A 12,462-nucleotide genomic window follows, 5' to 3' on the forward strand; every position below is an offset into this window, starting at 1 on the left:
CGAGCGTTTCCTCTGCATGCTTCCTGCTTTCCAACCAGCCAAAATCACGATTTTACTTTAAAATCAATGATTTAGATACAGGTGGCGGAGAGAGTGGGATTCGAACCCACGGAAGGAATTACCCTTCGCCGGTTTTCAAGACCGGTGCCTTAAACCGCTCGGCCATCTCTCCGTATAGGTGGAGCTTTCGCACCTACCCGCTGCAGTCATTGCAACCGCAGCGTTCCGGTCAGGGCGCGGCCCTGGCCGGTATGGCTCCCAGCCTTCGGCCGGGGCGCCATTCTCGCATTTTCACACCGACTCTGCCCAGCACTGGCGCAGCAAGCCGTGGCCCTCAGCCCGCATCCACCGCCAAAGCCCCAAGCGCACTCGCCCGGATCTTCTCCTTCGCCCGCTCACACGCCCCACCGCAGTCCAAACGCGAGGCCTCCAACTGAGGCGGCAGGTGTTCGGCCAGGAAGTCGATGAACACCCGCACCGCCGGCAGCAGGCCGCGGCGGGAGGCGAACACGGCATGGCAGATGCCCTGCGGAAGCGACCATTCCGGCAGCACCACTTCCAGCTCGCCACTCCGCACGGCGTCGGCGCAGACGGTTTCCGGCAGCATGGTGATGCCGAAGCCGTCCTTGACCATGCTCTGCAGCAGCGGGAAGTCGAACCCGGCCACGCGCGGCTGCAGGTCGACGCGGCGCACCGCGCCTTCCGGGCCGTGCAGTTCCCAGCGCTGGCGGGCTTCGTCTTCGCTGATGCTCAGGGTGACGTGGTTGGCCAGTTCGTCCGGGTCTTTCGGACGGCCGGCGCGGTCCAGGTACTTCGGGCTGGCGACCAGCAGTTCCTGCACCTGGCCGAAGCTGCGCATGACCAGGCTGCCGTCGTCGTCCAGCCGCGAGCGCACGCGCAGGGCGACGTCATAACCTTCATTGATGATGTCGACGCGACGGTTGCTGATGTTCAGTTGCAGGCGCACCTTGGGGTACTGGGCCAGGAACTTGGGCAGCAGCTTGGGCAGCTGCATCTGGGCCAGGGAGACCGGCACGCTGGCGCGGACGAGGCCACGCGGTTCGGCGCTGAGCCGGTCCACGACTTCGCGGGCGGCCTGCGCTTCGGCGAGCATGGTCTGCGCGTGCCGGTGCACGCTGGTGCCGACGTCGGTGACCGCGAAGCGGCGCGTGGAACGCTGCAGCAGGCGTACGCCGAGGTCGGTTTCGAGCTGGCTGATGCGCCGGCTCAGGCGGGATTTGGGGATGCCCAAGGCGCGTTCGGCAGCAGCGAAGCCGCCGTGATCCACCACCATGGCAAAGTAGTAAAGGTCGTTGAGGTCGTGCATACCGAAGTTCCAGATATAGAACAATACGTGGTATTCAACCACCTTTATCCCAGCGACGCAACAACCTAACCTGCTCTCCGTCGGCGGCGCCTTGACCGCCCTTTCCCGGATACAGGTGATTGCCATGAAGCTTCTTCACATTGATGCCAGCGTGCTCGGCGACAACTCGGTGTCCCGCCAGCTGTCCGCGGCCGTCGTCGCACGGTTCAATGAGACCGTTGAGCACCTCGACGTAACCTACCGCGATCTTGATCGTAATCCCATTCCCCATTTGAGTAGTGGTTCGCTGGCCCAGGTCGATGCGGCCGAGGCGACTGAAGCCGAAGACGTGATGCAGCAGTTCCTGGCGGCAGACGTGATCGTGATCGGCGCGCCGATGTACAACTTCAGCATTCCCTCGACGCTGAAGGCGTGGATCGACCGCGTGGCGGTGGCTGGGCGCACCTTCAAGTACACCGAGAATGGCCCGGTGGGCCTGGCCGGTGGCAAGCGCGTGATCATCGCCAGCTCGCGTGGCGGCATCTACACCGATTCGCCGGCCGACTTCCAGGAGCCGTTCCTGCGCCAGGTGTTCGCCTTCATGGGCATCGACAACGTGGAGTTCGTTCGCGCTGAAGGTATTGCGTATTCGCCGACGCATCGCGAAGAGGCCATTGCGGCCGCGTTGGCCAGCCTGCCGGCGGCCGAGTTCGAAGAGCTGGCCGAGGCCTGAGTGTTCCAGGGCAGGCGTTGAGTCCTCGTCGGACGCCCTGCCCGGGCCGGAGATCCCCTCCCCCAATCCGGCCCACCCTGCGGCCCCGCGTTTGCGGGGCCGTTTCTTTTTCGCTTACGCGATCTTTTCGAGGCCGCCCATGTAGGGCTTGAGTGCGTCCGGTACGGTGATGCTGCCGTCGGCGTTCTGGTAGTTCTCCATCACGGCGATCATGGCGCGGCCCACGGCGACGCCGGAGCCGTTGAGGGTGTGCACCAGTTCGGGCTTGCCGGTTTCCGGGTTGCGCCAGCGGGCCTGCATGCGGCGGGCCTGGAAGTCGCCGCAGTTGGAGCAGGAGGAGATTTCGCGGTAGGTGTCCTGCGAGGGCAGCCACACTTCCAGGTCGTAGGTCTTGATCGCGGAGAAGCCCATGTCGCCGGTGCACAGCAGCACCTTGCGGTACGGCAGGCCGAGCTTTTCGAGCACGACTTCGGCGCAGCGGGTCATGCGCTGGTGTTCGGCTTCGCTGTCGGCGGGGGCGCACACGGTGACCAGTTCGACCTTTTCGAACTGGTGCTGGCGGATCATGCCGCGCACGTCGCGGCCGCCGCTGCCGGCTTCGGCGCGGAAGCACAGCGAGTGGGCGGTCATGCTGAGCGGCAGGCGCTCGGCGTCGATGATCTCGTCGCGGACGATATTGGTCAGCGAGACTTCCGAGGTCGGGATCAGGTAGCGGGTGGACTCGCCCACGGCGGTCTTGAACAGGTCGTCCTCGAACTTGGGCAGCTGGCTGGTGCCGCGCAGCGATTCGGGATTGACCAGGACGGGGACGTTGGTTTCGTCGTAGCCGTGCTCATTCGTGTGCAGGTCCAGCATGAACTGGGCCAGGGCGCGGTGCAGGCGGGCCACCGGGCCACGCAGCACGGTGAAGCGCGAGCCGGACAGCTTGGCGCCGGCTTCGCCGTCCAGGCCGTGGTTGCGGGCGCCCAGCTCGACGTGGTCGAGCACCGGGAAGTCGAAGCTGCGCGGGGTGCCCCAGCGCTTCTGCTCGACGTTCTCCGATTCGTCCTTGCCGAACGGAACATCGTCAGCCGGGACGTTGGGGATGCCCATCGAAATGGCTTCGATCTTCTCGCGCAGCTCGTCCAGGGCCACTTCCGAGGCCTTCAGTTCGTCGGCGAAGGCGGCCACTTCGGCCATGATCGCGGCGACGTCCTCGCCCTTGGCCTTGGCCTGGCCGATCGCCTTGGAGCGGCTGTTGCGCAGGCTCTGCAGTTCCTGGGTGCGGATCTGGATGCGCTTGCGGTCGGCTTCCAGCGACTCCAGCCCGGAGACGTCCAGCTCGAAACCGCGCGAAGAGCGCAGGCGTTCGGCGAGTTCGGCGGGCTGTTGGCGAAGCAGGGCTGGATCAAGCATGGCGTTTGGGGGCTGTTGGTGGGTCTGGAGGGGGATTATCGCCTGTAATCGGCTTTTCTGCCGCGCGGTTCATTCCCGCCATGGCAGAATCGGGGGGTTCACCATGGTATGGCTCATGTCCGCTTCCCGTTCCTCGTCTGGCAAGAACATCACCTTCCAGCTGCCCCGCCGCAGCCTTTTCATCTCCGCCATCGCCTTTGGCGTGGGCCTGCTGCTGTTCCTGGTGGTATGGCTGAGCAGCCGCAACAACGACTTCTACAAGGCCGGGCCGGCCCAGACCCCGCAGGAGGTTGCGGAGGTGGAGCCCCTGCCCGAGCCGCTGGCGGCTGCGGCCGGGTCCAGCGACATGCCCGATGCCAAGCCGGTGCCGGTGGGCGAGGAACGGCCGCAGCTGGTCGAAACCGCCCCGCCCCCGCCGCCCGCCGCTGCGCCAGCTCCCGCGCCCGATGCCGCGCCGGTGGCGATGGCCGCCGGTGACCGCCCGCAGCCGATTGCCGAGCAGTCGCCGCCGCCGACCTACCCGCCGTCCGCGCTGCGCAATGGCGTGGAAGGCAGCGTGGTGGTGCGCGTGGACGTGGACCCCAGCGGGGTGCCGATGGACGTGACCGTGATCCAGCGCAGCGGCTCGCGCGATCTGGACCGCGCCGCGACGGATGCGGTGCGCCGCTGGCGCTTCCTGCCGGCGCAGGCCAATGGCCAGCCTGTGCAGGGCAGCATTGAAGTGCCGTTCGATTTCAAAACGCAGTAATCACGGCCGCGTCACGCCTGCGTATAGGCGTGACTCATGATGATGAACCCCGACGGGAATGCACTCGCGGCGTTGACGCTTCGGTGACACATCTTCAACCGGACCCGGGCAACACTGGCGTCGTCACATCGACACCAGGAGTTCACCATGAGTGTTACCCATACCCATGAGATGCCCAGTTCGCCGCAGCACCAGCGCGACGTCATTGATGCGACCGAGCGTCGGCGTACCTCGCCGGTGCTGTGGATTGCGCTGATTGTTGCGATGTTCGCCGCGGCGTTGGTCTGGCTGCGTTATGCCAGCCCGGATGACACCGCGACCGCGCCGGTGGGCGAGCGCATGCTGCCGGCGACCGAGACCCCGGTTGCGACCACCCCGGCACCGGCTACGCGTCAGGCGGCTCCGGCGACCACGCAGCGACGTGCTGCCCCGGCCGTGCGTGATCGCGATGCGCGTCCGCTGAGCAGCAATGCCAAGCCGGTGTACCCGCGTACGGCACTGCGTAGCGGTGTGGAAGGCAGCGTGATCGCCAGCCTCAACGTGGATACGCGTGGCCAGGTGACCGATGCCAATATCGTGCAGCGCACCGGCGGTCGTGACCGCGATCTGGACCGTGCGGTGCTGAGCACGGTGCGTGACTGGAAGTTCGAGCCGGCGATGCAGGATGGCCGCGCCATTGCCAGCGTGGTGCGCGTGCCGGTGGATTTCCGTACCGCTGAGCGGTAAGCGGATCGAAAACGGCGGGGGAGCCGGGGAGCCGACCGAAAGGTCGGCTCCCATTTTTTTCAGGCCAGGTTGAAACCTGCGCCGCGCGCGAGCCCATCAAAATTCGGGAACGAGGTCGCTACGTTGGCGATGTCGTTGATCCGCACTTCTCCGCTGCTCAACTGGCCGGCGATCGAGAACGCCATGGCAATACGGTGGTCGCCGTGGCTTTCGATGGTGCCGCTGCCCAGCGTCTGGCCGCCGTGGATGGTGGCGCCGTCGTCGGTCTCGTCCACCTGCACGCCCAGGCTGCGCAGGCCGGTAGCCATGGCGGCCAGGCGGTCGGATTCCTTGACCCGCAGTTCGGCGGCGCCACGCACCACGGTGTTGCCCTGCGCTGCTGCGGCGGCAACGAACAACGCCGGGAACTCGTCGATCATGTCCGGCACCAGCGCTTCCGGAATCTCGGCGCCGTGCAGCGGGGCATGGCGCACCACCAGGTCGGCTACGGCCTCCCCGCCCTGCTCGGCGTGGTTCTCTTCGCGGATGTCGGCGCCCATCAGGCGCAGCGCGGCCAGCAGGCCGGTGCGGCGGGGGTTGAGGCCAACCTGGCGCAGGCGCAGTTCCGAGCCCGGAATGATGCTGGCGGCGACCAGGAAGAACGCGGCCGAGGAGAAGTCGGCGGGCACGGCGATGTCGGTGGCGCGCAGCCGCTGGCCGCCGCGCAGGCGGGCCTTGCCCGGCGAGAACTCGATCTCCACGCCGAACGCGCGCAGCATGCGCTCGCTGTAGTCGCGGGTCGGGTGCGGTTCGGTCACGGCAGTTTCGCCCTGGGCGTACAGCCCGGCCAGCAGTACGGCCGATTTGACCTGGGCACTGGCGACCGGCGACACGAAGTCGATGCCGTGCAGCGGCTGGCCGCCATGCACGCGCAGCGGCGGGGTGCCGTCGGCTTCGGTGTCGATCTTGGCGCCCATCTGGGCGAGCGGGCCGGTGACGCGGCGCATCGGGCGGCCGGACAGCGATTCGTCGCCGACCAGCACCGAATCGAACGGCTGCGCGGCCAGCAGGCCGGAAAGCAGGCGCATGCCGGTGCCGGCATTGCCGCAGTCCAGCGGCGCGCTGGGCGCCTGCAGGCCGTCCACGCCGACGCCGTGCACGATGCGCTGCGAGGGCGACGGGGTTTCGATGCGCACGCCCAGCTGCGAGAAGATCGCGGCGGTGGCGCGGGTGTCTTCGCCTTCGAGGAAGCCGTCGATGTGCGAAACGCCGTCGGCCAAGGCGGCGAACATCACCGCGCGGTGCGAAACGGACTTGTCGCCGGGAATGGTCAGGGTGCCCTGCAGGGGCTGCCCCTTGCGGGCGATCCAGGAAGCGGAAGCGGTCATCGGTGAATCCTGTAAAAGCGGAAGAACGGTGGGATCAGGGCACGGCAACCGGGTAGGAACCCAGCACCTTGATCTGTGCCGAGTGCGCCTTGAGCTCGGCCAGCGCGGCCTGCATCGCTTCGTCGTCGATGTGGCCGGCCAGGTCGATGAAGAAGCCGTATTCCCACTTGGCGTTGTGCGAGGGCCGCGATTCGATGCGGTTCATGCTGATGCCGTGGCGCGCGAACGGGCTGAGCACGTCGAACAGCGCGCCGGGCTTGTCGTGGATGAACACCAGCACCGAGGTGCGGTCGTGGCCGGAGGTCGGGAAGAACTGGCGGCCGATGACCAGGAAGCGGGTGGTGTTGTCGGCGTCGTTCTGGATCGGCTTGGTAACGACCTTCTTCAGGCCGTACACGTGCCCTGCACTCTCGCCGCCAATGGCGGCCGCGTCGTCGGCATTGCGCGCACGGCGCGCGCCTTCGGCGTTGCTGGAGACCGGCACCTTTTCCGCCTTCGGCAGGTTGGCGCGCAGCCACGAGGAGGTCTGCATGAACGACTGCGGGTGGCCGTACACGCGCTCGACGTCTTCCAACCGGCCGCTGCGCGACATCAGGTACTGCTGCACGCGCAGTTCGACTTCGCCGCAGATCTTCAGGTTGGAGGTGAGGAACATGTCCAGGGTGATCTGGATGGTGCCCTGCCCCGAGTTTTCCACCGGCACCACTCCGAAATCGGCGTTGCCCGCTTCCACTTCCTGGAACACTTCTTCAATGCTTGCCAGCGGCAGGCCCAGCGCCGAGCGGCCGAAGTGCTTGAGCACGGCCTGCTGGCTGAAGGTGCCTTCCGGGCCGAGGTAGCCGATCTTCAGCGGCTCCTGCTGGGCCAGGCAGGCGGACATGATTTCGCGGAACACGTGCACCAGCACTTCGTCGCTGAGCGGGCCTTCGTTGCGATCTACCACCATGCGCAGCACCTGCGCTTCGCGCTCGGGGCGGTAGTAGTCGACGGCGGCCGCGAGCTTGCCCTTGGCCTTGCCGACCTGGTGGGCGAACTGCGCGCGCTCGGCGATCAGCGCCTGGATGCTGCGGTCGATGTGGTCGATCTTGGCACGCACGTCGGAGAGCACCGGGGCGGCGACGGCGGGAACGGCGTCGGCCTTTTTGCTCTTCGGTTTGGCGGCGGGTGCCTTGGGCTTGGCGGGTTTGGTGGCCATGGGGGTTATCCAGATTTGAAACGAGTACGTCGTACGAAAGCGTCAGCCGTTGCGCTGTTGGAAATCGCGCATGAAGGCGGCCAGCGCCTGCGCGCCTTCCACCGGCAGTGCGTTGTACAGCGAGGCACGGATGCCGCCGACCGCCTTGTGGCCCTTCAGCGCCAGCAGGCCGGCCGCCTTGGATTCACTGACGAACCGCGCGGTGAGCGTTTCGTCGGGCAGGAAGAACGGAATGTTCATGCGCGACCGCGCCGCCGGCACCACCTCGTTGCGGTAGAAACCGCCGGAAGCGTCGATGGCGTTGTAGACCAGCGCGGACTTGGCCGCGTTGCGGCGAGCGAACTCTTCCACGCCGCCTTCGGCCAGCATCCACTTGAACACCAGGCCGGCCAGGTACCAGTTCCAGGTCGGCGGGGTGTTGAGCATGGAGTCGCGGGCCACGTGCGAGCGGTAATCGAAGATGTCCGCGCGCGGCTGGCCGCTGCGTTCGAGCAGGTCGCGGCGCACGATCACCACCGAGACCCCGACCGGGCCGAGGTTCTTCTGTGCGCCGGCGTAGATCAGGCCGTAGCGCGAGACGTCCAGCGGCTCGCTGGCGATGGAGGAGCTGAAATCGGCGAACAGGGGCACGCTGCCCACGTCCGGGGTGTCACGGAACTCGACGCCGTGGATGGTTTCGTTGGCAGTGATGTGCACGTAGGCGGCATCGTCGGACAACTGCCACTGGTCGCGCGGCGGGATGTCGTGGAAGCCGTTGGCCTCGCTGCTGGCGGCCACGTTGACCCGCACGTAGGGGCTGACCTGCTTGATCGCGGTCTTGCCCCAATGCCCGGTGAGCACGTAGTCCACGGTCTGCCCGGGGCTGGCGAAGTTCAGGGCCAGCAGCGCCTGCTGGGTGGTGGCGCCACCGGCCAGGAACAGCACGGCGTAGTCGTCGGGAATGCCGATCAGGCGGCGCAGGTCGGCGTCGGCCTCGGCGGCCACGGCCATGAACTCCGGGCCGCGGTGGCTCATTTCCACAATGGAGGCGCCAGCGCCGTTCCATTCCAACATTTCCGCCTGCGCCTGGCGCAGGACCGATTCCGGCAGGGTTGCAGGGCCGGCACTGAAATTGAACGCGCGCGTCATGTCACACCTATGGGGCAAGACCCCTAGTATGCCGCAGCGCACCAGCCTTTAGGCCTTGCTGCACAAGGCGAAATTGGTTGCTTTTGAATCTATCGGCTCAGCGCGCGCCGAACCACAGCAGCAGGCTGAGCAGGCCGGCCAGCAGCAATGCGCTGCCCAGCAGCCAGGGCCAGCGGCTGACCCGCGGCGGCTTGGCCGGCGCTTCAACCGCGCTGGGCAGGTCGAGCAGTGCTTCTTCTTCGTCGCTGGCCACGCGCTTGCGTCCGTCGTGCGGCACTTCCAGCACGAACCGATGCTGCGCGTCGAAGACCAGCTGGTCGCCGGGCTGCAGCCAGCAGTGGCGCACGCTGACGCCATTGACGCGGGTGGATTCGCCGGCGCCCAGGTCGCGCAGCAGCAGGCGGTCGCCGTGCCGTTCGATCCGTGCGTGCTGTTCGGCGAAGGCCGGGTCGTCGATGACGATGTCCGATTCGAGCCCGCGCCCGATCACGCGCGGACGGTCCAGGGTGAAGCTGCGGCCGTGGTGCTGGCCGCCGACCCCGCGCAGCAGGCGCTGGTCGTCGCCGCCGTCATCGCTGCGCGACGGGGCGTGGTTGAGCACTTCGCATTCGCCCTGCACCACCATTTCCACGCCGTCGGCATAGACCGCGTCGCCGGGGCGCAGCAGCGCCATCCGCCGCACCGGCCGGCCGTTGACGTGGATGCCGCGCATGCCCGACGCCACCTGCAGCCACAGGCCGCGGTCGTCCAGGCAGAACTGGGCCAGCAGCAGGGTGCCGGCGGCGTCACCGCCGAGGCGCACGCCGCCCGAGGCGTGGCGCACGATGCGCTGCACCCCCGGCTTCAAGGGCTGGTCGGGGTGTTGGCGATGGGTGAAGTGAACAAGCAGGTTCTGCACGCGGCGCAGCCTAGCAGGTTGGATGTCAGGGAGGATAGAAGTGTGCACAATGCACGCCCGTTTGCCGCAACCGCCTGCCAGGAGCCCGCCATGTCCAAGATCGATATCACCCACGCCCACGCCCTGCCCGCCGAGGCAGTTCGCACGGCCGTGGAGGGCATGGTGGCCAGGCTCACCGAGAAGTACGGCGTGACCGCCAGCTGGGCCGGCGATGCGCTGAAGTTCAACGGCTCCGGCGTCGAGGGCCTGATCGAGCTGCTGCCGGGCAACGTGCATGTCGTGGCCGACCTGGGCTTCCCGGTGTCGATGATGAAAGGCATGGTCGAAGACCAGATCCGGAATGCACTGCGCGAAAAGCTGGGCTGAACCGCAGGCGCGGCCCGGCCGCGCCGTCACGCCGCGCAATCGAAGCGCTGGGTAGGATCCGGGGGTGGCCACTCACAGGATCGCCCCATGAACGCACACGACGACTACGATGACCGCACCGGCGAAAAGCCCTCGATGCAGGACCAGGCCGAGCGTTTTTCCCGCAAATTGACCGACTCGGCCCAGCAGATCTGGCTGGCCGGGCTTGGCGCGTTTGGACGCGCCCAAGCGGAAGGCAGCCGCGTTTTCGAGAACCTGGTCCGCGAAGGCGAGACCATCGACGCACGCAACCGTGAGCAGGCCGGGGATGCCCCGCGCTGGCGCGACAACGTCGAAGAACACCTGGGCGAGGCCCGCGAGAAAGCGTCCGGTACCTGGGACAAGGTCGAGAAGGCCTTCGACGACCGGGTCCAGGGTGTGCTCAAGCGCCTGAACATCCCGACTGCCGAGGACGTCGCGGCGCTCAATGCCCGGATCGAGGCGCTGACCACCCGCCTCAACCGGGCTGAAGCGCGAAATGCGTCGCCCAATGCGGACCCGTTGCCGGGCAGCCACCAGTCGCCCACCTCCGATGCCTGATTGTTGCAAAGCAGCACAGCTTTGTTGACAATCGAAACCGACCCGCCAGTGCTTCCGCGCCGTTTGTTCCCTCCCCTCACGGCATAGGACTGGCGGGTTTTTTGTGCCCGGCGTTTCGGGGGCCAAACTGAGACTTCGGTCAGCCGGGTCTGAGACCGCCACCTCTTTTTGGCGAAAACGACATCCCGCAGACGGCGGCAAGCGCATATAAACTGTCGTCTGCATCTCCGTGTTCATCTCTAGGCCCCATGTTCTCCTGGATTCTGGCTCTCCTGCTGGCTGTCGCTGTCTGGTCCCTCGCCGCTGCCTACTTCTGGCTGGTGAAACGCCGCCGGAAGGAGACCAAGCTGGGACTCAATGCCTTGGCCGGCATGCACTGGCGGGATTTCTCCGAGATCGTCCGGCGCGCCCTGCACGAGCAGCGCGGGCTGCAGGACATCACCGGCGAGCCCGACGACAGCCGTGAGCCGAGCAGCGACTTTCTGATGCAGGACGCCAAGCACCAGCGCTTCCTGGTGTCGTGCAAGCATGGCCGGGCCTACCGGATCGGCACGGCGGCGGTGAACGAGTTGGGGGCGGCGGCGCGCCTGGCCGGTGCCCGCGGCGGGATCCTGATCACCGAGGGCCGGATCGAGCGCGACGGCCGCGCCACCGCCGACAAGCAGAGCGTGGAGGTGCTGGACGGCACCCTGCTGTGGCCGATGCTGCAGCCCTACCTGCCGGGCGACGTGGAAAGCCGGGTCAAGAACGAGGCGCGGCGCGAGGCGGTGCGGCGGATTTCGATCGCCGCGCTGGGCTCGCTGACGCTGGGGCTGATCGTGGGCATGGGGTATCTGACCTCGCGGTTGGACCAGGATGAGACGCCAACCGCTGCGGCCCCCGCTGGTACCACTACGCCTGCGCCGGTTGCGCCGGATGCGGCGACGTCGGTGGCCGCAGAGGTCACCCCTGCCCGGCCGGAAGCTGAAAAGCCTGCGCCGGCGCCGGTCGCCCCAGGCGACAACCCCAACAGCATCCTCGGCACCGTGGCCGATCCGGACCCAGAGACGCTGGCGCGTTACCAGCGCGAGCTCTCCGCGCTGGTGGGCCAGCAGACCGGCGTGCTCAATGCGTTCTGGCAGACCCGGCAGACGCTGGCGGTGAACCGCTCGGCCGAGATCGACGAGATCTGGCCGCAGATCTGCCACCAGCTGAAGCGTTATCCGGCGCTGCGCACGGTGCGCATCCAGTTGAACCCGCGCCTGGGCACCGACGAACCGGTGCGCTGGCGCCAGTGCGCCACCTCGTAACCGTCAGCGCGCGCCGGGCGCGAACTTCGCTACCAGGTCCCAGGCGTCGCCCAGGAACATCTGGCGTACGCAGGTGATCGGCTGTTCGCCGCGCCAGGTGAGGCGGTCGATGACCAGGCAGGCGGTGCCGGGCTTGACCTCCAGCAACGCGGCGGCCGCCGCATCGGCGCCCCAGGCGCTGATCCGGTGCTGGGCACGGGTCCAGGACACGTTCTGCAGCAGCCAGCTGCCCGGCGCGGTGGTGGTGAAATCCACCTCCAGCACTTCAGGCACGCCGACCGGGCTGATCAGCCGGTGCTCCAGCGCCAGCGGCCGGCCATCGGCACGGTGCAGGCAGCGGATCGCGAGCAGCTTCTGCTCGCCCGAGAGCGCCACTTCTTCGCTGGCCGCCGGGTTCGGCGCGCGATAGGCGCGCTCCAGCAGCTGGTAACCGTACGCATGGCCACGCGCGCCGACCGCCATCGCGATGTCGGGAATTTCGAGCGCCACCTGTTCCAGATGCGGCGGCTGCCGCGCCACGAACGAGCCGGCGCGACGGCGACGCTCGATCATGCCGCTCTCGGCCAGTGCGGTGAGCACCTTGTTGACCGTCATCCGCGAGCAGCCGTACAGCTCCATCAGCTCGTGCTCGTACGGAATGCGGAAGCCCGGCGCCCATTCCCCGCTGAGGATGCGGCTTTCCAGATCGGCACGGATACGCTGGTTGAGGGTCTCGGCTTTCTTGCCCGTCAC

13 protein-coding genes and 1 tRNA gene are annotated in these 12,462 nt (G+C 67.4%); 6 read left to right on the plus strand and 8 right to left on the minus strand.

Annotated features, from left to right (window positions below):
- Positions 1–82: 82 nt before the first annotated feature.
- Both HGB51_RS03345 and HGB51_RS03350 read right to left on the minus strand, forming a co-directional pair.
- Positions 83–172 (minus strand) — tRNA-Ser (locus HGB51_RS03345).
- Between the two features lie 162 nt (positions 173–334).
- Positions 335–1,327, minus strand: a complete 993-nt coding sequence (locus tag HGB51_RS03350) for a LysR family transcriptional regulator (protein WP_068854691.1) — start codon at positions 1,325–1,327, stop codon at positions 335–337.
- A 124-nt stretch (positions 1,328–1,451) separates the two neighbouring features.
- Between HGB51_RS03350 and HGB51_RS03355 the strand changes: the two genes are divergently transcribed.
- Entirely contained in the window at positions 1,452–2,039 is a 588-nt protein-coding gene (locus tag HGB51_RS03355; protein WP_070206350.1) for an FMN-dependent NADH-azoreductase, read from the plus strand.
- 114 nt (positions 2,040–2,153) lie between these two features.
- Here the strand turns inward: HGB51_RS03355 and serS are convergent, their stop codons facing one another.
- Positions 2,154–3,434 carry a serine--tRNA ligase gene (serS, locus tag HGB51_RS03360; RefSeq protein WP_070206351.1) on the minus strand — a complete coding sequence of 427 codons (1,281 nt, stop codon included), beginning with the start codon at positions 3,432–3,434 and terminating at the stop codon, positions 2,154–2,156.
- 115 nt (positions 3,435–3,549) lie between these two features.
- On the opposite strand from serS, the gene HGB51_RS03365 reads away from it, so the two are divergent.
- Together HGB51_RS03365 and HGB51_RS03370 are read left to right on the plus strand one after the other, a co-directional pair.
- Entirely contained in the window at positions 3,550–4,182 is a 633-nt protein-coding gene (locus tag HGB51_RS03365) for an energy transducer TonB (protein ID WP_070206412.1), read from the plus strand.
- A 147-nt stretch (positions 4,183–4,329) separates the two neighbouring features.
- Entirely contained in the window at positions 4,330–4,908 is a 579-nt protein-coding gene (locus HGB51_RS03370; RefSeq protein ID WP_070206352.1) for an energy transducer TonB, read from the plus strand.
- Positions 4,909–4,967: 59 nt separating this feature from the next.
- Here HGB51_RS03370 and aroA read toward each other — a convergent pair whose 3' ends face one another.
- The 4 genes from aroA to HGB51_RS03390 form a co-directional block, all read right to left on the minus strand.
- Positions 4,968–6,275 (minus strand): 3-phosphoshikimate 1-carboxyvinyltransferase, encoded by a 1,308-nt coding sequence (aroA, locus tag HGB51_RS03375; protein WP_070206353.1) that lies wholly within the window; start codon positions 6,273–6,275, stop codon positions 4,968–4,970.
- A gap of 34 nt (positions 6,276–6,309) precedes the next feature.
- Positions 6,310–7,470, minus strand: a complete 1,161-nt coding sequence (pheA, locus tag HGB51_RS03380) for a prephenate dehydratase (RefSeq protein ID WP_070206354.1) — start codon at positions 7,468–7,470, stop codon at positions 6,310–6,312.
- 42 nt (positions 7,471–7,512) lie between these two features.
- Positions 7,513–8,598 carry a 3-phosphoserine/phosphohydroxythreonine transaminase gene (serC, locus tag HGB51_RS03385; protein ID WP_070206355.1) on the minus strand — a complete coding sequence of 362 codons (1,086 nt, stop codon included), beginning with the start codon at positions 8,596–8,598 and terminating at the stop codon, positions 7,513–7,515.
- Positions 8,599–8,695: 97 nt separating this feature from the next.
- Positions 8,696–9,532: an FHA domain-containing protein gene (locus HGB51_RS03390; RefSeq protein ID WP_425505370.1), complete on the minus strand. Its 837-nt coding sequence runs from the start codon at positions 9,530–9,532 to the stop codon at positions 8,696–8,698.
- A 54-nt stretch (positions 9,533–9,586) separates the two neighbouring features.
- On the opposite strand from HGB51_RS03390, the gene HGB51_RS03395 reads away from it, so the two are divergent.
- The 3 genes from HGB51_RS03395 to HGB51_RS03405 all read left to right on the plus strand — a co-directional run bounded on the left by HGB51_RS03395 (position 9,587) and on the right by HGB51_RS03405 (position 11,730).
- Positions 9,587–9,862, plus strand: a complete 276-nt coding sequence (locus HGB51_RS03395; RefSeq protein WP_070206357.1) for a polyhydroxyalkanoic acid system family protein — start codon at positions 9,587–9,589, stop codon at positions 9,860–9,862.
- Between the two features lie 87 nt (positions 9,863–9,949).
- Entirely contained in the window at positions 9,950–10,441 is a 492-nt protein-coding gene (locus HGB51_RS03400) for a phasin family protein (RefSeq protein ID WP_070206358.1), read from the plus strand.
- A gap of 248 nt (positions 10,442–10,689) precedes the next feature.
- The gene (locus HGB51_RS03405) at positions 10,690–11,730 is read left to right on the plus strand and encodes a restriction endonuclease (protein ID WP_070206359.1); all 1,041 of its coding nucleotides are present in this window, start codon (positions 10,690–10,692) and stop codon (positions 11,728–11,730) included.
- Between the two features lie 3 nt (positions 11,731–11,733).
- On the opposite strand, the gene hutC is transcribed toward HGB51_RS03405, so the two are convergent.
- Positions 11,734–12,462, minus strand: a complete 729-nt coding sequence (hutC, locus tag HGB51_RS03410) for a histidine utilization transcriptional repressor HutC (RefSeq protein WP_070206360.1) — start codon at positions 12,460–12,462, stop codon at positions 11,734–11,736.

The organism is Stenotrophomonas bentonitica, from assembly GCF_013185915.1.
Taxonomy (GTDB): Bacteria; Pseudomonadota; Gammaproteobacteria; order Xanthomonadales; family Xanthomonadaceae; genus Stenotrophomonas; species Stenotrophomonas bentonitica.